Source organism: Geobacter benzoatilyticus (assembly GCF_017338855.1).
GTDB classification, from domain to species: domain Bacteria; phylum Desulfobacterota; class Desulfuromonadia; order Geobacterales; family Geobacteraceae; genus Geobacter; species Geobacter benzoatilyticus.
This window is the reverse complement of the sequence record NZ_CP071382.1, coordinates 1,401,878-1,421,804: the sequence shown is the minus strand read 5'-3', so window position 1 is coordinate 1,421,804 and position 19,927 is coordinate 1,401,878. Positions and strand designations below refer to the sequence as shown.

Below are 19,927 nucleotides of genomic sequence, written 5' to 3'. Positions count from 1 at the left end.
TCCCCCATCATTCGACCACGAGCGTTTCACCGCCCGCCTCGACCCGGTCACCGGGCCGCAGTTTCCTGCCGCGCCGCGTTTCCACCTCGCCATTCACCCGGACCTCCCCCTCGGCGATTATGATTTTCGCCTCGCCGCCGGAGGCAACGATGTTCTCCGCCTTCAGAAAACTGTCGAGCTTTATGTATTCGGTTTCTATCTTCATTTTGTGATGGCACTCCCGTTTAGTATGAACCTGAATCCGTGAGCGAGGGTGCACCGGTGAAGTGAAGCCGGGCGCCATCGGCTACGAATTCGGGTATCAGTCCAAGTTGGTTGTCTTTGTAGCACTTTTTTGTTATGAAGAGGAGATTTTTCACGCCCAAAGGAGATTCGCAATGCTCACCACATCCGACTTCAAGCGGGGCCTCGTCATCAAGCTCGACGGCGCCCCCTGCGTCATCCTCGATGTCCACTTCCAGTCCCCCTCGGCCCGGGGCGCCAGCACCATGGTCAAGACCAAGTACCGCAACCTCCTCACCGCCCAGGTGCTGGAAAAAACCTTCCGCTCCGGCGACAAGGTGGAGGAAGCCGACTTCGAGCGCCACAAGGGGCAGTTCCTCTACGCCGACGGCGATCGGGGGGTCTTCATGGACCTGGAAACCTATGAGCAGTTCGAGATGGAAGCCGAGGCCTTCGAAGTTATCCAGCCCTACCTTCTTGACGGCACCGAGGTGACCCTGGGGCTGTTCCAGGAGCGCCTGGTGAGCGTCGATCCGCCCCAGGTGGTGGAACTCACCGTCACCGACACGCCCCCGGTCATGAAGAACGCCACTGCCACCGCCCAGACCAAGGAGGCGACACTCGAAACCGGACTAACCCTCCAGGTTCCTCCCTACCTGGAAGTGGGAGAAAAGATCAAGGTCGACACCCGCGACTGCCGGTTCGTCTCCCGTGCCTAATCAGCAGTAGCAGCGGCATATCGTGACAGCGGCGGACAACAGGCGAAAAACATGTTGACACATACACATGTTCGGGCTATAAGTTAAAGCTCTTTTCGCCCAGATAGCTCAGTCGGTAGAGCAGAGGACTGAAAATCCTCGTGTCGGCGGTTCGACTCCGTCTCTGGGCACCAGAAAAATCAAGGCTTCGCGGGTTTCCCGTGAAGCCTTTTTTCTTTTTCGATGATGTACTCACAAAACCACACTTAACTCTCCAGAACATTAAGAATCGAATCCAGCAAAGATCTCGGCGATTTTTGCAGCCGTGTAGGGCTTTTCCAGCGCAGCGCAGAATCCGTACTCCCTGTAGTTCGCCATGACGGGATCATCGGAATAACCGCTGGAGACGACCAGTAATGCATCCGGATCAAAGTCGCGGATGCGCCTGGCAGTCTCGGCCCCCCCCATGCCCCCCGGAATCGTGAGATCCATTATCACAACGGAAAAAGGGGTTCCAGCTTCTTTTGCCGCACGGTATGACGCAATGGCTTCGCCACCATTGCCGCAGGTTGCCACAACGTGTCCAAGCCGCTCCAGGGCCATTGTGGCAAAGTCTCTGACCATTTCATCATCATCCATGACCAGGACTCTGCGGCCGGGCTTTCCGGCTACCCCCCCCGTCTCCCTTCGATGCTCGACGGATGTGGAAGCCGTTACCGGGAGATATAGCGTAAAGGCCGTCCCGACTCCGATTGCTGATTCGACGGTAATCTGGCCGTCGTGCTTTGCGATGATTGCATGGGTCGAGGCCAAACCGAGACCCAGCCCGCTTGCCTTGGTGCTGAAATATGGGTCGAAGATTTTTTTCTGATCAGCTTCGGTTATGCCGCTTCCCTCGTCCCTGAATGTTATCTTCACATACTCGCCGGCGGAAAGCCCGACACTGTTCTCAGCTGGGAGAACAACCGTTGCCCCGCTGACCGTCAAATTTCCGCCTGCGGGCATAGCCTGCACCGCGTTGACGATAATATTGTCGAATGCCTGGCAGAGCTGAATCTCATCTCCATCCACCGCGGGAAGGGCATGGGGCATGTCAACGCTTCCCTTTACCGCTGTTCCGCTGAGAAAGAGAGCCATCGCGCTTTGTATGATGTTTTGCACAAAAACCGGTTTCTTGACCGGTTGCCCCCCCTTCGCGAAAATAAGCAGTTTCTTGACCAGTTCAGCTGCCCGTTTGGAGGCTTTTTCCGCATTTTCAAGGGAGCCATAGGCTTCATGGGTGTCATTGAGGAACATTTTGGCAAAGGAAATATTTCCCATGACCCCGGTGAGAATATTATTGAAGTCATGGGCAATGCCGCCGGCCAGAACTCCCAGGCTTTCCAGCTTCTGGGTGCGCAGCAGTTGCTGTTGCAGCATATTTCTTTCTGATATATCGATGGAGAGGATGGCAAGCTGGGACACCATCCCTTCCTGGTCGAATATCGGGTAAAAATGGTTTTCCAGCTCCAAACCGGCGCGGGAATCAGTAAACACTTGCGGTTTTCCGCTCCTGAACACCTCTTCTACCTGCATCATGCGGCACTCATGGAGATCGGGGGGGCCGAACTCTGCCACGTTATGGCCCTGCACCTCGTCGAGGCTTTTGCCCAAGCGCTTCGCCAGGGACTGGTTCCCCATTATTATGGTTCCATCCCGGTCGATGAGAAATTGAGGCTCAGGGTTCGCGTTGATGATGGAGCGTAAACGCTCCTCACTCTGCCGCAGAAGCTCTTCAGCACGCTTTTGCTCGGTGATGTCAAGGGCCGAACCGAAAAAACACTCCAGCTCACCATGCTCGTCAAAACAGGCAGTATTCGAATCATGGAGCCAGCAGTAGCTGCCGTCTGCCTTTCTTAAGCGGTATTCCAGGTCAAAGCTGACGGCAGGGCCGGTGCGGGTACGCAATGTCTCTTCAATATGGCCGAAAATACGCTGCCGGTCATCGGGATGGAAGTATTCCGGCAGTTGTTCCAGGCTTGTTTTCCTGAACTCCGCAAGCCGGTAACCGGTAATTTTCTCAAAAGCCGGCCCGATATAGTCGTAGCACCCCTTTTTCACATTCAGGCGGTACAGGATATGCTGGGAGTCGTTCAATGCCTGCCGGAAACACTCACTGACATAGTTCAGCTCCTCCCGGTTCTTCTCCCGTTCGGTTATATCCCTGACCGACTCGATGCCGCCGACGATGGCGCCATCGGCATCACGCAGCGGAGAGGACGTTATCTCCACATAATGCACCTCATTGTCGATGACGACGCTCGTCTCACGCTGGTGACTGAGGCCGTCCCTGAACGACCGCAGCAGGTGGCATCCCTCGCACGCTTTATCTTTGTGCTGGTAGGCCGCGTAGCAGTATTCCCCGGCATGATCTCCCATGAGCTGCTTGTGTGCTGGATTTTGATAGAGGATTCTGAGGTTTAGATCCTGCACGCTGATGGCGTCGCGGATGGCTGTCAAAATGCCGACAGAATCCAATATGTCTTGTTTGTTCTTTTGCGGATTATCCAGGCTGAAGGTCATCTTTCCCCTCACAAATCCATTGTCGATTCAGAAACCACCGGGTTTGCCGTTCCGACGGCAGTTCCTCCGCGGAACTCTTTGAAGGATGCGGTCTGCCAAAACTTGCGATTTAATGAAGTTAGCATCCATTACGCAGAAAGCAAATATCATGCGGAAAACATGACTGTTGCTTAAAAATAATATGCATTGCACTTCACCATGCCCATTTCCCCATGGATGACGTTGCAAAAAAAAAGGGGTGGCAATCAGCCACCCCTTTTCCATCATATTCAAGCTATTACTTCCTTCGGCCCTTAGTGACCTCCTCCGGAGAGGAAGGCAAAGAGCATCAGCACCGTCAGCGAGATGCCGATGATGACAGCGCAGAAGCCAAAGGTCTTGACGATAAAGTCATAGGCAACGCCACTGGTCTTCTTGGCAGCGAACTGCTCGGTGATACCCAGTTCTTCATAACGCTTCCACTGATCCCCACGTTCTTCGAGGAATTCATGCTTCGGCAGCTGGCCGTTGAAGATGACGAAGTCCATGGGGAACTTCTCGGGACGGCCGTGGGTATTGAAGAAGTGGACCGTGAAGATGAAGCCCGTGGCAAGAAGCGCTTCATCGGAGTGGACGATGGTGGCCACGTTGAACATCCAGCCCGGGAGGAAGCTGCCGAAAAACTCGGGGAACCAGAGCATCAGGCCCGAGCCGCCGATGGCGAACATACCCCAGAAGACCGCGATGAAGTCGAATTTTTCCCAGTATGTCCACCGCTCGAAGGTCGGCTTCGGCCCCCGGAAGAGGAACCACCGGACCATGCCGGCCACGTCGGAGATATCGCGGAGGTTCGGCATGAGGGAGTCGGGGCCGAACATGCGCTGGAGCCAGTTGCCCTTGAGATCCTTGCGCACGAAGAGGAAGTGGAAGGAGAGGAGCAGCGAGCCGACGAAATAGACGAAGGTGATGCAGGCGCCGATACGGTGAACGAAGGCCGCATTGGCGGAATGTCCGAAGATGTGGTCCATCATGAACTTGGCCCACTGCTGGTCGCTGAACTTGAGGGGGAGCCCCGAAACGGACAGCAGGAGGAAGCTGATGATAACCAGGAGGTGCAGGGCGATGTGACGACGCTTGAAGCGGCGGTACACCTTGTGCCCATCTTCAATATGGTGTTCCTGGTGACCATTGATGAGAGCCTGCTGCTTCTCGCGGTTCTCCACGAAGCCCCGGAACATCCAGAGGAGGGTATGGACCCAGAACACGGCGAAGGTGCTGACGAGCAGGCCGGTCATGGCGATGAAGGTATAGAAAAGAATCGGATACTTCTCGCGGTCATGGGAGCCGTGGGAGTAGAACTTGGTGAAGAGGGGCGTCGCCTTCTCGTGGCACTTGGCACAGGTGGCGGTAAGATTCTGGGGATTGACGCTGGAGTTCGGGTCCTTTGCCGGCAGAACACCGTGGGCGGTGTGGCAGTCGGCGCAACCGGCAACCTTCTCGGGGAAGCCGAGACGGTAGTTCTTGCCGTGATAGCTTTCCATGAAGGTTTCGACGGCAACGGTGAAGACGTTGTTACGCTCCATCATCTTCTCGTCGGCGTGGCACTTCATGCAGACCTTGGTATGGAACTCACGGTTCTCCTTGGACTTCGGATCACCGAGAGGCTTGATGGCATGGAGGTTATGGCAGTCGTTACAGGCAGCGGAGTCCATATTGCCGGCGGCAACGCCCTTGCCATGGATAGAGTTGCGATACCCCGCTTCCTTGTCATGGCACTGGATACACTTGGCCACAACCTTCCGCTTATCCTTGTTCCAGTAGGTATGGGTATGGATATCGGTGTGGCAGTCGGCGCACATAACTTCCTTCTGTGCGTGGACGCTGGCGTAGTGCTCGGAGTTCTCCTTCTTGTGGCAGCGCTCGCAGCGAACCTTGTTAACCTTGGTCTCGCCCCGCATGTGCTTCGCAAGATCGGTGATCTCCACGTGGCAGCTTGTACAGGCATTTTTACCGTGAACGGATGCCGCAAATGCACTTGCGGAAACCTTGCCGCTGTGACAGCCGAGACAGGTGGCAGGATCGATTGCCATGCCGCTTTCGGCAGCCGCAGGCCGTGCAACCGCCATGAGCAGCAGCAGTACGGGGAACAGCCGGAAAACCTTCGACAACATGTATGCTCCTCCTTGTGAGGTGTTTTGCTTGTCTCCCGAAATCAACGGTAAAACAAGTTATAATTACAGTTGGTCAAGATGTCTGATTTTTGATCGGAAAGTGCGGGATATCAATATTAAGCAAGAGTATTCAGTAGGTTAGGATAGAAGTATAAGCCGCCTTAAATAAAACGCTATTTTACGCATTAGAAACTGCTCAACAAATTAACGTCAATCTCGCCGATAGTAATACCGAGGGGGGTAAAATGCAACAAAATAGTATACTTTTTTTATACATAGACGCCTAAAACAAGGGGCACATGGAACAGGTTGAGCACAATATGGTTACATCCCGCTGCCGGGCCGCTCCAACACCCCCCTCCATGCCGCGCCAAAGGCAATCCTGCTATGGTTTTATGGTAACAACCCCCTCGGCCGCAGCAAATTCAAGGAACTCCGCCGCTTCCTCCCCGGAAAGGCCGAGCCGTGACGCGACATCTCCGGCCCTGTTCTTGCCGTCAAGCCCTTCGAGCAGCAGGAAATAGGATTCCATGAGTGACTCGGTAAAAACCTCGCCGCCACGGGGGTAAATGACGGCCCACGATTTACAGGGAGAGAAGCAGGCGCAGATTTCTCTCAGATCGACGTCGCCGGCTTCCAGAAGATCGGCAATTTCATAGGAAAATCGGGCAAGTCTTGCGGATGGCGAAAGATGCAGGCGTTGGTCGAGCATATTCATGGAGGCCAGGCTGCGGTCGGTGGGGAGTTCCGGCGCCGGCGCCAGGAGTGCGGCTGCATAGTGGTAGTGGTAATCGACCAGATCAAGGGCGGCTGGAAGCAGCCGGGCACGTTTCCCGGTAAAGGCATGACGCAGAAAAGCCCGTTGGAGCGACCAGATCGCCTCATCGCTCAAAGCTTCTTCACGGGGCGCACCCCCCTCACGCTCGAGCCACTCCCCGAAGGCGTCAAGGAACTCCGACGGAGTCAGGGCAAGTGGCGCAACAACCCCATTGAACCAGGCGACGGCCCTACCCCGACTGTAGAAGATGTCGCAGGCTGAGGCAATCCGGGCGGCGCGCGCCATATCCCGCGCCGGAAACGACGGCGTAGCGGTGACGGTATAGGGAGGGCCTGCAAGGTGGGCCAGTCCCGCCTTCCCGGCACGGCCGGCGAGAGGGGTACCGGGGAGGACAGCAAGGGGGAAGATATCCAGATGGTTCGGATAGAGCGCAATGGCAAAATCGATGGAGCGCCTGAACCCTGCAAGCGAATCGCCGGGGAGCCCATAGATGAGATCAAAGCCGAAGACGGCGCCGCTTTCGTTCAGCATCGACACGCGCTTGCAGAAGTCATCGGGGTCGAAATGGCGCCGGATCCCCTTCAGCACAACCGGATCTGCGCTCTGGAGGCCAATCTGGAGCGAGCAGGTAATCCCGGCGAAGAGCCGCGCCATCTCCCGGTCAACGAACTCGCTCCGCACTTCGAAATGGAAGTGAATGTGGGGGGCACGCTTGCGAATCATGCGGAGAATGGTTTTTGCCCGCTTCGGGTCGATATTGAAGGTGGAATCGAGAACAAACACCTGGGGGACATTGCCACGCACGAGAAAGTCCAGTTCGGCGTCGATCCGCTCCAGCGAAAACCGCCGCACCCCCTTGGTCCCCTTGTAGTCGAAACAGTATTCGCAGGCGAAGTCGCATCCCCTGGAGAGTTGCCAGAGGAGCCCGCCATGGCGGGCGGGATCGATCGCCCCCGAAAGGAACGGCGACGGCACAGTATCAATGATAGCCACGGGCCTCTGGGAACGGCTTTCCAGCTGATCCCCTTCAAGCCAGGCGGTCCCGGCGCCGCCACGGGGGGACTCCCCGGCGCAGAGGCGTGCCGCCATCTCAAGGAAGGGCACCTCCCCTTCGCCGAGGATCAGGAAATCATAACCTCCGCCGGCGAGCGTACCAGGGGGGTCCGCAGTCGCCTGGGGGCCTCCGGCAAAAATCACGAGCCCCGGCCGCTCCCGCCTCAACGCATCAGCCAGTCTCGCGGATGCGTCAAGATTCCAGAGGTAGAGGGAAAAACCCACGGCATCGGGATCATGGGAGAGAATTTCGGCGGCACAGGCTTCTGCGGGATCGGCAACATAAAAGTCGCAGAGTTCGACTTCTACGCGGGAAGCCAGCTCCTCATCCGTTGCGAGATACGCCTTGAGAAATGCATTGGCAAGGGGAACGGACTGCGGCGAAGGGGAAGGGTGGATTGCGGCAAGAACGACCTTCACGGGCTCCTCCGATGACAAAGAGTGAAGAAATACGCGCGCCCCGATGAACGGTGCGCCGGTGGACTTCAGGGGGAGCGGCGCGGCCGGGCCTTTATCTTCGGCACGCCGTTTTCGACAACGATCCGGAATTCCACGAGGTCGGTGCCGTACTTGGCTGCAATCACCGGTTTCTGCTTCGCGATTGCGGACGCGACCATCTCTCTGGTGACTGATTCGACGGGAAGATTGCAGGAACGGCGCGCTTCGATGAACTGACTGTAGAGTTCGTCGGTCTCGTCGCGGGGTTGGGGCTGGCTGGGCTTGGCAGCCTGGTCGGGACGATCGTGGATAGCCATGCGGAAGCGGTCGCGGGAGTACCGCCCCTCCTCGATGAGACGCAGCGTCCGGTTCCAGTACTGCCGATAGGAGTTAAGCTTCGCCACGAGGGAATTATACTTGAAGTTCAGCATTGTATTGACGATTTTAGTGTTGGCGTACTTGCGCGCCAAACGGTCAACCGTCTCCTGGAGGCGTACGGGCTCCCGCTTCTCCAGGCCGAGGAAATACTGCTCATACTTGATAATCAGTTCATTGAGGCTCTGCTCGAACTGGGCTATGTCTTCCGGAATCCCCATAGGCTCTCCGGTTACAAACTATAGACAGAAAGCCTTCCCGTGTAAAGGCAAAGCTTGCTCCGCTGCGCCGTCTATTCGCTTGACGCGTTCGCGAGGCATCGTATAAAGTAAACCTTTTCAAATTCACCATTTCCACCCAAAGGAGCGGCCGCCATGGGCGATGTTGCGGCGATAATCCTTGCCGCCGGCAAGGGAACGAGAATGAAATCAGATCTGGTCAAGGTGATGCATCCCCTGGCCGGCGCGCCGATGGTGGCGTGGCCCGTCGAGGCAGCGCGGCAGGCGGGAACATCCCGCATGGTGCTGGTGGTGGGTCACCAGGCGGACGCCATACGCAACCACTTCGAAGGCGCGGAAGGGATGGCTTTCGCCCTCCAGGAAGAGCAGCTCGGCACCGGCCACGCCGTGGCAAGCGCCGCCGCGGCATTGGAAGGTTTTGAGGGGAGGGTTCTGATTCTCTGCGGCGACGTACCCCTCATCCGGCCCGAAACGCTCCGTGGGATGATCGACGCCCAGCGAAGCACCGGGGCAGCCCTCACGGTCCTCACCACGCGACTCGCGAACCCCTTCGGCTACGGCCGGATCATCCGCGGCTTCGACGGCCGGGTCATCCGCATCGTGGAGGAGAAGGACGCCACCCCCGAAGAACGGGGGCGCACCGAGGTGAACGCCGGAATCTACTGCGCCGACGCAGGATTTCTCTTCGACGCGGTCAAGCGGATCGACAACAACAACGCCCAGGGTGAATACTACCTCACCGACATCATAAACATGGCCAACGAGCGGGGGCTGCGCTGCACCGCCCATCCCGTGGCCGACCAGCTGGAAGTCATGGGAGTGAACGACCGGCTTCAACTGGCTGAAGCGGCGCGGTCGGCACGACAGCGGATCAACGGCACCCTTATGCTCGACGGGGTAACCATGGTGGATCCGTCAGCCACTTACATCGACCGGGGAGTGGCCGTGGCGCGCGACACCACGCTTTTCCCGGGAGTCCAGCTGACCGGCGACACGCGCATCGGCGAAGGCTGCGTGATAGAAACGGGCGCCGTCATCAAGGGGAGCACCCTCGGCAGCGGTTGCACCGTAGAGCCAGGGGCGGTAATCCGGAGCTGCCGGATCGGAAACAATGTGGTCGTGAAAGCAGGCTCGGTCATGGAGGATTCCATCATCCACGACCACACCGCCATCGGTCCCATGGCGCACCTGAGACCCGGCACCGAGCTCATGGCCCACGTGAAGATCGGCAACTTCGTGGAGACCAAGAAGATCACCATGGGCGAAGGCTCCAAGGCGTCCCACCTCACCTACCTGGGTGATGCCTCCATCGGCAGCAACGTCAACGTGGGGTGCGGCACCATCACCTGCAACTACGACGGTGTCCGCAAGCACCGCACCGTCATCGAAGACGATGTCTTCGTCGGCAGCGACGTCCAGTTCGTGGCGCCCGTAACCATCGGCCGCAACTCCCTCATTGCCGCCGGCACCACGGTGACCAGAGACGTCCCCCCCGACTCCCTGGCCATCGCCCGGGCGCCCCAGGTCAACAAGGACGGGTGGAAACTCAAACAGCGGAACCAGTAACCCCCTTTTTCAACCAGAACCTAACGGAGATTTCTCTATGTGTGGAATTGTAGGCTATATCGGCGCCCAGGAGGCGACCCCCATCATCCTCGACGGTCTCAAGCGCCTCGAATACCGGGGATACGACTCGGCGGGGATCTGCACCCTTCAGGAAGGGAAGGCGGACAAGCGGCGCAGCGAAGGGAAGCTCATCAACCTGGAGCGGCTCATCCAGAGCAACCCGCTGATTGGCCATATCGGCATCGGCCACACCCGGTGGGCCACCCACGGCCCCCCCTCGGAGCGCAACGCCCATCCCCACCAGGCCGGCGCCATCATCGTGGTGCACAACGGCATCATCGAGAACTACCTGGAGCTGAAGCAGCGGCTGTCGGCGACGGGGCGGGTATTCAAAAGCGATACCGATACGGAAGTCATCTCGCACCTGATCGATGACAAGCTCGCCGGCACGGGCGACTTCGAGCAGGCTGTCCGGGCGGCCCTGGCAGAGGTGCGCGGCGCCTACGCCCTCTGCATCCTCTGCGAGCGGGAGCCGGGCATGCTCATCGCCGCCAAGCAGGGTTCCCCCATGGTGGTCGGCCTGGGCGAAGGGGAATACTTCGTCGCCTCCGACATCCCCGCCATCCTTTCCCACACCCGGGAGATGGTCTTCATGGAGGATGGCGAGATGGTCATCTTCCGGGACGGGCAGCCCACCTTCTCCACCGTGGCAGGCGCCCCCCTGGACAAGCAGCCGCGCCATATCGACTGGTCCCCGCTCATGGCCGAAAAAGGTGGGTACAAGCACTTCATGCTCAAGGAGATCTTCGAGCAGCCCCGGGCGGTACAGGACACCATCACCGGCCGCCTGCTGGAAGAGCAGGGAGACGTGCGGCTCGAAGAGATGAAACTTTCCGACGGGGAACTGCGCGGAATCGGCCGGATCTGCATCGTCGCCTGCGGCACCTCCTGGCATTCGGCCCTCGTGGGCAAATTCCTCATGGAGGAGCATTGCCGCATCCCGGTGGAGGTGGATATCGCCTCCGAGTTCCGCTACCGCAACCCGGTCATCGACTCCAAGACGCTGCTGCTGGTCATCTCCCAGTCCGGGGAGACCGCCGACACCCTGGCCGCCCTGCGGGAAGCCAAGGCGCGGGGCGCCATGACCGCCGCCATCTGCAACGTGGTGGACTCTTCCATCGCCCGGGAGGCCCACGGCGTCCTCTACACCCATGCCGGCCCCGAGATCGGCGTGGCATCCACCAAGGCCTTCGTCACCCAGCTGGTGGCCCTCTACCTCTTCACCATCCGGCTCGGCCGGGCCGTCGGCACCATCGACTGCGAGCGGGGCCGCGCCATGATCTCCGGCCTGCTCAAGGTACCGGGGCTCCTGGAGCAGGCGCTGGAAACCAACGAGCAGGTGGAGCGGATCGCCCGCCGCTACATGAACGCCCGCGACTTCCTCTACCTGGGGCGGGGCATGAACTACCCCATCGCCCTGGAAGGCGCACTGAAGCTCAAGGAAATTTCCTACATCCACGCCGAGGGGTACCCGGCCGGCGAGATGAAACACGGCCCCATCGCCCTCATCGACGAGAACATGCCGGTGGTGGTCCTTGTGCCGAAAAACGCCACCTACGAGAAGGTCCTCTCCAACATGGAGGAGGTCATCGCCCGGGGCGGCCGGGTCATCGCCATCTACTCCGCCGGCGACGAAGCGATTGCGAAAAAGGCCGAGGTAACCCTGGAGGTCCCCACCGGCGACGAAGAGCTGGCCCCGATCATCCTCTCGGTGCCGCTCCAGCTCCTGGCCTACCACGTTGCGGTCCTCAAGGGGACCGACGTGGATCAGCCGCGTAACCTGGCGAAATCGGTCACGGTGGAGTAGTGCCGGACCGGTGAACATTGAGTTGTGCCGTTTAAATGGCTGCCACTGACCAGGCAGCCATTTTTTACTTGGCGCAAATGTTGTCCGATCGGCAACGTACCATGGCCGACAACACGGCAACCAACAGCACAAATCCCGAACCTGACTAGCGAGTTCCCATGGAAATGACCACCACCGCTCCGGCCCTCACGCCGGCTGACATGACCCGGCGCCAACTGGCACGCCTCGTTCTAATCCTCGGGGCGCTGACCGCCTTCAGCTCCATGTCCATCGACATGTATCTTCCCGCCTTCCCGCAGATAGCCAGGGATCTCGGCGTGTCGCTGGGCACGGTGCAGCTTTCCATCTCCGCATTCCTGTTCGGTTCGGCGGCAGGGCAGCTGTTCTACGGCCCGCTGGCCGACAGATGGGGAAGGCGCGCACCCCTCCTTGCGGGGCTGACGCTCTACGTTGCCGCGTCATTCGGATGCGCTGCCGTTCACACGGGCGGCGGACTGCTCTTCTGGCGCGTGGTGATGGCGGTTGGGGGCGGAGCCGGCATGGTCATTTCCCGTGCCGTGGTGCGGGACCTCTACGACACCACCGAAGCGGCGAGAATGTTTTCGCTCCTTATGCTGATCATGGGGGCGGCACCGATCCTGGCCCCCATGGCAGGGGGACAGCTCCTGCTGGTTACCGGCTGGCGGGGAATCTTCTACTTTCTGGGGATTTTCGGCATAATCTCCCTGGCGGCGGCAACGGCATTCCTCCCCGAATCGCTGCCGCCGGAGCGTCGAAGCCGGAGGGGCGCAACCGAGATGGCTGCTGTCTACGGACACCTTCTCCGCAACCGCCGCTACCTCTGCTACGCCATCGCCCTGGGGTGCATCGCCGGCATCAATTTTTCCTACATATCCGGCGCGCCGTTCGTCTTCATCGAACTGAACGGCATCTCTCCCCAGCATTTCGGCCTCTTCTTCGGCGCCAACGCCATTGGGCTGATCGGCGCCTCCCAGGTGAACCGCCGGCTCCTGCGCCGCTTCAGCGCCCAGCGGATACTGAACGCCGCCTTCACCGTCAACGGGACGGCAGCACTTTTCCTCACGGCGTCGGTATTCACAGGAATCGGCGGCTTCCCTCTCCAGGCCGCCCTCCTGTTTGTCTGTCTTGGCGCCACAGGGCTCCTTTATCCCAACGTGACCGCCCTTGCCCTTGCCCCCTTCGACAAGGCGGCAGGAAGCGCATCGGCACTACTGGGGACGATTCAGTATTCCCTGGGGGCAACTGCGGGGGCTCTCGTGGGGACGCTCCACAACGGAACGGCCATGCCGATGACCGCTACCATGGCAGCATGCGGACTGATGGGGTGGTGGGCCACCCGAACGGCAAGACAAACAGCGGCAGAACCAAACTCTTAGACAGGAGAACAAATCATGTCAACCGTAACCGTTGTCGCGAAGGTAACCGCCCAAAATGATGCGGTTGATGCCGTCAAAACCGAGCTCCTGAAACTTGTGCCGGAAACCCGCAAGGAGGAAGGATGCCTGGAGTATCGCCTTCATCAGGATCGGGACGACCCGGCGGTCTTCGTCTTTTATGAGAACTGGAAGAGCCTTGAACACCTGGAGCAGCACATGAAATCGAAACACTTCCAGGAATACGTGACGGCAGTCGAGGACATCATTGCCGGAAAAGCTGTTCATGTGTTGACCGAAATCGCTTGAGGATGAGGCCCTTGCCAACCGCCTGATTCTTGCTAAAGTTCCCCTATGAGCGAGATTATCTGCGACGATATCGGACCGGCCAGGGTCATCCAGCTTTATTCCGCCAGGGAACGGCTCCGGGCGGTGCTGGTGGTGGACAACACCGCCCTGGGCACAGCCATCGGAGGGGTCAGGGTTTCGCCCCGGGTGACCACCGGGGAGGTATTGCGCCTGGCGCGAACCATGACCCTCAAAAACTCCCTGGCCGGGCTCCCGCACGGCGGTGCCAAGGCGGGAATCATCGCCGATCCGGCAACCATGGACAAGGAGCGCTGCTTCCGGGTCTTTGCCCGAATGATAAGGGATTGTGCCGATTACATCCCCGGTCCGGACATGGGCTGCGATGAAACGGCCATGGCCTGTATCCATGACGAAACCGGCAGGGCGGTGGGACTACCCCAGGAGATCGGGGGGCTTCCCCTGGACAAGCTCGGGGCCACAGGCTTCGGGCTGGCAGAATCTGCCGGGATTGCCGCACCCATAGCCGGTATCGAATTAAGCGGGGCACGGGTGGCGATACAGGGATTCGGAAGCGTCGGGGCGGCCGCCGCCCGCTTTCTGTCCGCAAAGGGTGCGGTCCTGGTGGCGGTGTCTGACTCGAAGGGGGGGCTTCATGATCCCGAAGGAATCGATCTGCATGCCCTGACAAAGGCCAAAGAAGAGTCCGGGAGTGTCGCGGGCCATGGAAAGGGGCGACGGATACCGGCAGATGAGTTGTTCGGCGTGGATTGCGACATACTGATCCCGGCGGCGACTCCGGACGTGATCCACAGCGGCAACGCCGGAGCCATTGCCGCCCGCCTGATTCTGCAGGGCGCGAACATTCCGGCAACCCGCGAGGCCGAGGAGGCGCTTCACCGGCGCGGAATCCTCATCGTACCCGATTTCATTGCCAATGCCGGGGGAGTCATCATGGCAGCAATGGAATATGCCGGCAAAAGCGAGCCGGAAGCCTTCGCAGCCATCGGGAGCCAGATCAGGAGAAACACCGGACTGGTACTGGAGAAAGCGGCAGCCGCCAAGATCCTTCCCCGCGCGGCTGCGGTCAAACTGGCCACGGAGCGGGTACGGCACGCCATGGCATACCGTGACTATTAGCAGCGTTCTGCCCGAGAAATAAGTTTACAACCACGATTTCTGTCAGGTAAGCTGGCATCATCCTAACGCCTTGAAAGTACGATGATGCCCATATTTATCCCGCCATGCCGCCGCCACTTCACGAAGCCTTCATCATTATTCGCCCTCCTGGCCGTTCTCATCTTCATCACCGCCGGCTGCGCCGCAGTACCGAGGCCCAGAGAGCCGTTCACCCCCGGCGCCACAGTTGAAACCCTGGCGGCGTCGGTATCGCTGTCGGTGAAATCGCCCGAAGGGAGCAGCGGCGGCACCGGCTATCTCCTCTACCGGCACCCCGACCGTTTCCACCTGGTCATGCTCACCCCCTTCGGCTCCACCGCCCTGGAGTTCTTTGCCCGGGGCGACAGGGTCACCGTCATTTTCCCCTCCAAGGGAGTGGCCTTCGCAGGGGCCATCAAGGATCTGCCGGCAAAGGGGGGACTTCAGGGATGGCAAATGATGCGGTGGGTTATTGAAGAAGATCCGCTCTTCGTCCCCGGAACCGCGGGCACCGTCGAGCGGACCGATGACAAGGGGAGGGAAACCGTCGCCCGCTACGACGGGGAAGGGCTCCTCCAGAGCAAGACCTCCGAGGATGGAAAGGCGGTTTACCGCGACTACCTGTCCGCCGGGGGGGTTCCGTTTCCCTCGGTCATCGAATTTAGCGATAACCAGGGGGTTGAAGTGAAAATATCGTTCGATGAGCCGGAAGTGAATGGTCCGATAGACGACTCTTCCCTCACCCCCAACCTGGAGGGACTCACCCTTCTACCGCTGCAAAGCATGGTGGGTAACTAGCATTTGCGGAATTGATCATGCTGCACAATGAGAAAAGGGCCGGCATGATGCCGACCCTTTTCTGCTGTTCGCCCAAATTTGTTGTTTTCAGGATACCGCTTCGTCAAGGGTGATGATCCGTACTTCAGTTACCCCTTTGCCGAGGAAGCCAAGTTTCCTGGCCGCTGCCCGGGAGAGATCGATAAAATGCGACACTCTTTTCCGGCAGCGATCGGTTATGGTGACCGTCACCTCCCGGTTGTTGGCCAGGTTTACAACCTTGACCTTTGTTCCGAGGGGGAGGGTGGGGTGCGCGGCAGTGAGTTGCTTCGGATCGTACCGCTTCCCCGATGTCATTCTTCTTCCGTTGTAACGTTTCGCGTAATACGAGGCGGTCCCTTTGACCCCCCCATCCGCTTTTTCAGCCGCCGATGCGGCCTTCTCCGTTGTTGCCTTTGCTGCAATTTCTTCTGCTTGCAAGGACAGTGTCTGGATCTGGAAAAACGCCTGGCAGAAAATTACCATTATGGCCAGGCGCCCTTTCCGGGTTACAGATACCAATAGGCACCTCCTTCTGGGCGAGGCGCTTTTATAGCATAGCCACAGAATCCGGGTCAAGAAAAAACATGGCGCATCAGGCTACTTTATCATTAAAAACAAGCAGTTACGATTAGCCAAAGAGGGGAGCTACTGAGCGGGGAATGACACCTGCGGCCTCTGCCCGCCCAAGGAGAGCGGCCACTGCCAACTCACCCTCGGCGCCGAGTTGAAGGGAAAAGTCGTTCACATAGAGACCGATGTGGGCGGCGCAGACCTCATCGCTCATCTCCTGGGAGTGAGCCCTGATATAAGCGGACGCGGCCGAGGGATTGGAACGGGCATGGGCCACGCTCGCCCGCAGGGCGGCGTCGATGGCGGCAACGGTTTCGCGGCCCAAAGAGCGCCGGGCGACGATCCCCCCCAGCGGGATGGGGCAGCCGGTTTCGCCCTCCCACCACGCACCCAGGTCCAGAAGCTTCGTGAGCCCGTACTCCGGGAAGGTAAAGCGTGATTCGTGAATGATGACACCGGCGGCAAATTCGCCACGCGCTACACCCGCCATGATTTCATTGAAGGGAAGATAGACCAGGTTATCGAGGGAGGGGTCGAAGAGTCGCAGCAGAAGAGCTGCGGTAGTGTAGCGTCCGGGGACGGCAATCGGCTTTCCCCGCAAATCCTTCATGGAACCGGCTCCCTTTGTAACGACCAGGGGGCCGCACCCCCGCCCCAGGGCTCCGCCCGAACGGAGCAGCAGGTACTCGTCACGCAGAAAGCCAAGGGCATGGTACGACACCTTGCTCACGTCCAGCACACCTTCAAGGGCGAGGCGGTTCAGGGTTTCCACATCCTCCAGCCGCTCCCGGAAAGCAAGCCCCGGCGTCTCGACCAGGCCGTGCACCAGGGCATGAAAGATATAGGTATCATTGGGACAGGGTGAAAAACCTAAGGTAAGATCTCGCATCGGTCACAGCCCCCCATGAAATTCGAGATATTTGAGGACAAAACGCTGGGCCGTCTCCACGGCAAGGGGAATGTTCCAGGCGGAGAGGTCGCGATCTTCGACCATGTTGCTGATGCCGCGGATCTCCAGGCAGTCCACCCCGTAGAGCAACGCCACGTGCGCTGCGGCGGCGCCTTCCATATTCTCGCAGATGGCATCGAAGCGCCGCGCCAGATCGTCACCCCTGGCCGTGGTACCGCTACAGGTGGAAACGGTCACGAACCTGCCGCGCCGCACCGTAATCCCCTGCGAAGCGCCCAGTTGAACGGCTTGCTCCGCCAGCAGCATGGTCAAGGGGAATTCATTGAAGAAGCGACTGCCGCCTCGCACCACCTGCGGGATTCCGATGGATTCCAGGGACTCCCATCCGGCAGGGGTCAAAACCCCCTCGTCGCCATACACTTCCGCCGACGCAACCGCCAGGTCCCCCACCTGAAGCCCGCTCCCGCCATAGGCCCCCGCGCATCCGACATTGATGATAAACCGTGGGGTAACCCGCTCCAGAAGCGCGGTGAGCGCCGAGGCGGTATTCGCCTTGCCGATTCCGGTAACCGTCAGAAACAGCGTGGCGCTGCCAAGTTTTCCCCGGTAAATTTCGCAGCCCGTCCTTGTTCCCGGTTCCGGCCCGGCGCCAATGCTCCGGACGAGCAGCGAGAGCTCTTTGTGGGTTGCAGCGGCGATAATTATGGGTGCCATGGGTAGAGTCCCGCGTCAGGCTGAAGGATGCAGGGGGAGATATACGGTGAAGACGCTTCCCTTGTTCAGTTCGCTCACCACTTCAATTTTGCCGCCGTGGGCCTCCGTGAGAGTCCACGCCAGCGAGAGGCCTAGCCCGCAACCGCCGTCGTTCCGGTTGCGCGCCTTGTCGACCCGGTAGAAGCGCTCGAAGATATGCGGGAGGTCATCGGCCGGAATGCCCACGCCGCTGTCGATCACCATGACACGGGCAAATCCGCCGCTGGTGTTGAGGACCACTGAAACCTCTCCGCCGGCGGGAGTGTAGGCGACGGCATTGCCGAGAAGGTTCATGAATACCTGCCGCAACCGGAGCCAATCGCCTCTGATGGTGACCGACTCCTCGGCGGTAAAGGTAATTTTGAGACCCTTTTCCTGATCGATGAGCCGCGACTGCTGCACCAGCTCCCCAAGGAGATCGCCCAGGTCGATGGGGGTGAGCTCGAGCTTGAGCCCCCCTTCTTCGGCCCGCGAGATCTCCAGCAGCGCCTCGATAATCTTGGACATCCGGTTAATCTCTTCCAGATTGCTCCGGAAAAGCTCCCGGAATTCTTCCGGTTCGCGGGCCCAGCGCAGCCCCACCTCGGTCTCCCCCCGAAGGATGGTGAGGGGAGTCCGAAGCTCATGGGAGACGTCGCCCGTAAACTGCTTCACCCGTCTGAATGCGTCCTCAAGCCGTTCCAGGGTATCGTTGAAGGTTGTCGCCAGCCGCCCTATCTCATCCTGGGGATTCACAACTTCCAGACGCAGTCCAAGGTTTTCGGCAGTAATCTTCCGGGCGCTGCGGGTAATGAAGTCTACCGGCTTAAGGGCACGGCCGGCCAGGAACCATCCACCGACGCTCCAGAGCGACAGTGACAGGGGGATGGAAACCGCAAAGACGACCAGTACCTTGTCGAGGGTCTCGGCTGCCTCCCGCATGGACGATCCCACCTGGACTATCTGCATCAGCCTGCCATTCTCCATGATGGGATAGCTGATGGTTCGCACCGGATAGAGACCCAGGCTGACCTTGGTCTCGTAGGTTACTTTTCCGGCCCAGGCCCGTCTGCTGGCCGCCTTGCTCAGGGAAATCCGCAACTCCTCGGAGCTCTTGGACGAGGCAGTGGTCCGGCCCCCTCCATCAAGCACCTGAACGTACTTGCCGGTCAAACGGTTGCCGATGAAGTCTTCGAGGACCTGGTCGAAGACGGACGGCCCGGCGCGGCGGAACGGCTCCAGCGTCGGGCTCGCCACGGCCTCGGCCACGGTGAGGAGCTCCCGGTCTATCTCCTTGGTGAGCTGATTCTGCAGAACCAGATAAATAAAGGAACTGAACAGAACAAGAATTACCGCCAGGGTAACCGCATACCAAAGGGTAAGGGAAAAGCGAATCGACCGGAAAAACAACGGGTCACTCCTCTTCCTTCAGGATGTAGCCCACGCCACGCACCGTGTGGATCAGCTTTTTATCGGCTTCGCGATCGATTTTCTTCCGCAGGTAGTTGACATACACGTCAATGATGTTGGTAAAGCTGTCAAAGGTATAATCCCACACGTGCTCGGCGATCATGGTACGGGTGAGGACCTGGTTCGGATTGCGCATGAAATATTCCAGCAGCGAATACTCCTTCGCCGTCAGGTCAATTTCCTTGTCCTTGCGCCAGACCTTGTGGGTTACCGGATCAAGGCGCAGGTCGACGAAACGGATCTCGGCGCCCCGGTCCTGCTCGCTGCGCCGTACCAGTGCCCGCACCCGGGCCAGGAGCTCGGCGAAGGCGAACGGCTTGGTCAGATAATCGTCGGAACCGGAATCAAGCCCCGCAACGATGTCTTCCACGGAATCCTTGGCGGTCAGCATGAGAACAGGCGTCGCGTTTTTCTTCTCGCGCAGTTCCCGCACCACGCTCAGGCCGTCCTTCTTGGGGAGCATCACGTCGAGAACGATCAGGTCGTAGCCCTTGTCAAGGGCCATCTTGAGCCCTTCCTCGCCGTTGAATGCGCTTTCTACCTCATAGCGTTCTTCCTCAAGACCGCGCTTAATGAAGCTCGAAACTTTCTTTTCGTCTTCTACCACAAGAATCTTCATT

General features: G+C 59.3%; 17 protein-coding genes and 1 tRNA gene. 8 read left to right on the top strand and 10 right to left on the bottom strand.

Going from position 1 to position 19,927, the window contains the following annotated elements; translation table 11 throughout:
* Nucleotides 1-7 precede the first annotated feature (7 nt).
* Nucleotides 8-205 carry a S4 domain-containing protein YaaA gene (yaaA, locus tag JZM60_RS06685; protein ID WP_207164723.1) on the bottom strand — a complete coding sequence of 66 codons (198 nt, stop codon included), beginning with the start codon at nt 203-205 and terminating at the stop codon, nt 8-10.
* Between the two features lie 172 nt (nt 206-377).
* Here yaaA and JZM60_RS06680 point away from each other — a divergent pair, with 172 nt between their 5' ends.
* On the top strand, nt 378-941 hold the full coding sequence (locus tag JZM60_RS06680; RefSeq protein ID WP_207164722.1) for an elongation factor P: 564 nt from the start codon (nt 378-380) through the stop codon (nt 939-941).
* A 97-nt stretch (nt 942-1,038) separates the two neighbouring features.
* Nucleotides 1,039-1,114: transfer RNA gene (locus tag JZM60_RS06675), tRNA-Phe, on the top strand.
* 88 nt (nt 1,115-1,202) lie between these two features.
* Here the strand turns inward: JZM60_RS06675 and JZM60_RS06670 are convergent.
* The 4 genes from JZM60_RS06670 to JZM60_RS06655 form a co-directional block, all read right to left on the bottom strand.
* Nucleotides 1,203-3,482, bottom strand: a complete 2,280-nt coding sequence (locus JZM60_RS06670) for a hybrid sensor histidine kinase/response regulator (RefSeq protein ID WP_207164721.1) — start codon at nt 3,480-3,482, stop codon at nt 1,203-1,205.
* Between the two features lie 293 nt (nt 3,483-3,775).
* Complete coding sequence (locus JZM60_RS06665) at nt 3,776-5,632, bottom strand: cytochrome c3 family protein (RefSeq protein ID WP_207164720.1); 1,857 nt, start codon at nt 5,630-5,632, stop codon at nt 3,776-3,778.
* A gap of 385 nt (nt 5,633-6,017) precedes the next feature.
* Nucleotides 6,018-7,883, bottom strand: a complete 1,866-nt coding sequence (locus JZM60_RS06660; RefSeq protein ID WP_207164719.1) for a B12-binding domain-containing radical SAM protein — start codon at nt 7,881-7,883, stop codon at nt 6,018-6,020.
* A gap of 65 nt (nt 7,884-7,948) precedes the next feature.
* Nucleotides 7,949-8,497: an MXAN_5187 C-terminal domain-containing protein gene (locus tag JZM60_RS06655; protein ID WP_207164718.1), complete on the bottom strand. Its 549-nt coding sequence runs from the start codon at nt 8,495-8,497 to the stop codon at nt 7,949-7,951.
* A gap of 153 nt (nt 8,498-8,650) precedes the next feature.
* On the opposite strand from JZM60_RS06655, the gene glmU reads away from it, so the two are divergent.
* From glmU to JZM60_RS06625, 6 genes are all read left to right on the top strand, one after another.
* Nucleotides 8,651-10,081 (top strand): bifunctional UDP-N-acetylglucosamine diphosphorylase/glucosamine-1-phosphate N-acetyltransferase GlmU, encoded by a 1,431-nt coding sequence (gene glmU, locus JZM60_RS06650; protein WP_207164717.1) that lies wholly within the window; start codon nt 8,651-8,653, stop codon nt 10,079-10,081.
* Between the two features lie 37 nt (nt 10,082-10,118).
* On the top strand, nt 10,119-11,948 hold the full coding sequence (gene glmS, locus JZM60_RS06645) for a glutamine--fructose-6-phosphate transaminase (isomerizing) (RefSeq protein WP_207164716.1): 1,830 nt from the start codon (nt 10,119-10,121) through the stop codon (nt 11,946-11,948).
* 158 nt (nt 11,949-12,106) lie between these two features.
* The gene (locus JZM60_RS06640; protein ID WP_207164715.1) at nt 12,107-13,345 is read left to right on the top strand and encodes a Bcr/CflA family multidrug efflux MFS transporter; all 1,239 of its coding nucleotides are present in this window, start codon (nt 12,107-12,109) and stop codon (nt 13,343-13,345) included.
* A 15-nt stretch (nt 13,346-13,360) separates the two neighbouring features.
* Nucleotides 13,361-13,651, top strand: a complete 291-nt coding sequence (locus JZM60_RS06635; protein WP_207164714.1) for a putative quinol monooxygenase — start codon at nt 13,361-13,363, stop codon at nt 13,649-13,651.
* Between the two features lie 45 nt (nt 13,652-13,696).
* Entirely contained in the window at nt 13,697-14,788 is a 1,092-nt protein-coding gene (locus JZM60_RS06630) for a Glu/Leu/Phe/Val family dehydrogenase (RefSeq protein ID WP_207164713.1), read from the top strand.
* An 81-nt stretch (nt 14,789-14,869) separates the two neighbouring features.
* Nucleotides 14,870-15,604, top strand: coding sequence for a lipoprotein insertase outer membrane protein LolB (locus tag JZM60_RS06625; RefSeq protein WP_241426389.1), 735 nt, complete (start codon nt 14,870-14,872; stop codon nt 15,602-15,604).
* Nucleotides 15,605-15,691: 87 nt separating this feature from the next.
* Here JZM60_RS06625 and JZM60_RS06620 read toward each other — a convergent pair whose 3' ends face one another.
* From JZM60_RS06620 to JZM60_RS06600, 5 genes are all read right to left on the bottom strand, one after another.
* Nucleotides 15,692-16,144, bottom strand: a complete 453-nt coding sequence (locus tag JZM60_RS06620; RefSeq protein ID WP_207164712.1) for a septal ring lytic transglycosylase RlpA family protein — start codon at nt 16,142-16,144, stop codon at nt 15,692-15,694.
* Nucleotides 16,145-16,253: 109 nt separating this feature from the next.
* Nucleotides 16,254-17,084, bottom strand: coding sequence for a 1,4-dihydroxy-6-naphtoate synthase (locus JZM60_RS06615; RefSeq protein ID WP_207164711.1), 831 nt, complete (start codon nt 17,082-17,084; stop codon nt 16,254-16,256).
* Between the two features lie 3 nt (nt 17,085-17,087).
* Entirely contained in the window at nt 17,088-17,819 is a 732-nt protein-coding gene (gene mqnB, locus JZM60_RS06610) for a futalosine hydrolase (protein ID WP_207164710.1), read from the bottom strand.
* A 15-nt stretch (nt 17,820-17,834) separates the two neighbouring features.
* On the bottom strand, nt 17,835-19,247 hold the full coding sequence (locus JZM60_RS06605) for a sensor histidine kinase (protein WP_207164709.1): 1,413 nt from the start codon (nt 19,245-19,247) through the stop codon (nt 17,835-17,837).
* 4 nt (nt 19,248-19,251) lie between these two features.
* On the bottom strand, nt 19,252-19,926 hold the full coding sequence (locus tag JZM60_RS06600; protein ID WP_207164708.1) for a response regulator transcription factor: 675 nt from the start codon (nt 19,924-19,926) through the stop codon (nt 19,252-19,254).
* Between the last annotated feature and the right edge of the window lies 1 nt (nt 19,927).

What these genes read in the sequence shown, in the direction of transcription:
- yaaA (WP_207164723.1), bottom strand. Translation starts at nt 205, where the DNA reads ATGAAGATAGAAACCGAATACATAAAGCTCGACAGTTTTCTGAAGGCG.
- JZM60_RS06680 (WP_207164722.1), top strand. Translation starts at nt 378, where the DNA reads ATGCTCACCACATCCGACTTCAAGCGGGGCCTCGTCATCAAGCTCGAC.
- JZM60_RS06670 (WP_207164721.1), bottom strand. Translation starts at nt 3,482, where the DNA reads ATGACCTTCAGCCTGGATAATCCGCAAAAGAACAAACAAGACATATTG.
- JZM60_RS06665 (WP_207164720.1), bottom strand. Translation starts at nt 5,632, where the DNA reads ATGTTGTCGAAGGTTTTCCGGCTGTTCCCCGTACTGCTGCTGCTCATG.
- JZM60_RS06655 (WP_207164718.1), bottom strand. Translation starts at nt 8,497, where the DNA reads ATGGGGATTCCGGAAGACATAGCCCAGTTCGAGCAGAGCCTCAATGAA.
- glmU (WP_207164717.1), top strand. Translation starts at nt 8,651, where the DNA reads ATGGGCGATGTTGCGGCGATAATCCTTGCCGCCGGCAAGGGAACGAGA.
- glmS (WP_207164716.1), top strand. Translation starts at nt 10,119, where the DNA reads ATGTGTGGAATTGTAGGCTATATCGGCGCCCAGGAGGCGACCCCCATC.
- JZM60_RS06640 (WP_207164715.1), top strand. Translation starts at nt 12,107, where the DNA reads ATGGAAATGACCACCACCGCTCCGGCCCTCACGCCGGCTGACATGACC.
- JZM60_RS06635 (WP_207164714.1), top strand. Translation starts at nt 13,361, where the DNA reads ATGTCAACCGTAACCGTTGTCGCGAAGGTAACCGCCCAAAATGATGCG.
- JZM60_RS06630 (WP_207164713.1), top strand. Translation starts at nt 13,697, where the DNA reads ATGAGCGAGATTATCTGCGACGATATCGGACCGGCCAGGGTCATCCAG.
- JZM60_RS06625 (WP_241426389.1), top strand. Translation starts at nt 14,870, where the DNA reads ATGATGCCCATATTTATCCCGCCATGCCGCCGCCACTTCACGAAGCCT.
- JZM60_RS06615 (WP_207164711.1), bottom strand. Translation starts at nt 17,084, where the DNA reads ATGCGAGATCTTACCTTAGGTTTTTCACCCTGTCCCAATGATACCTAT.
- mqnB (WP_207164710.1), bottom strand. Translation starts at nt 17,819, where the DNA reads ATGGCACCCATAATTATCGCCGCTGCAACCCACAAAGAGCTCTCGCTG.
- JZM60_RS06600 (WP_207164708.1), bottom strand. Translation starts at nt 19,926, where the DNA reads ATGAAGATTCTTGTGGTAGAAGACGAAAAGAAAGTTTCGAGCTTCATT.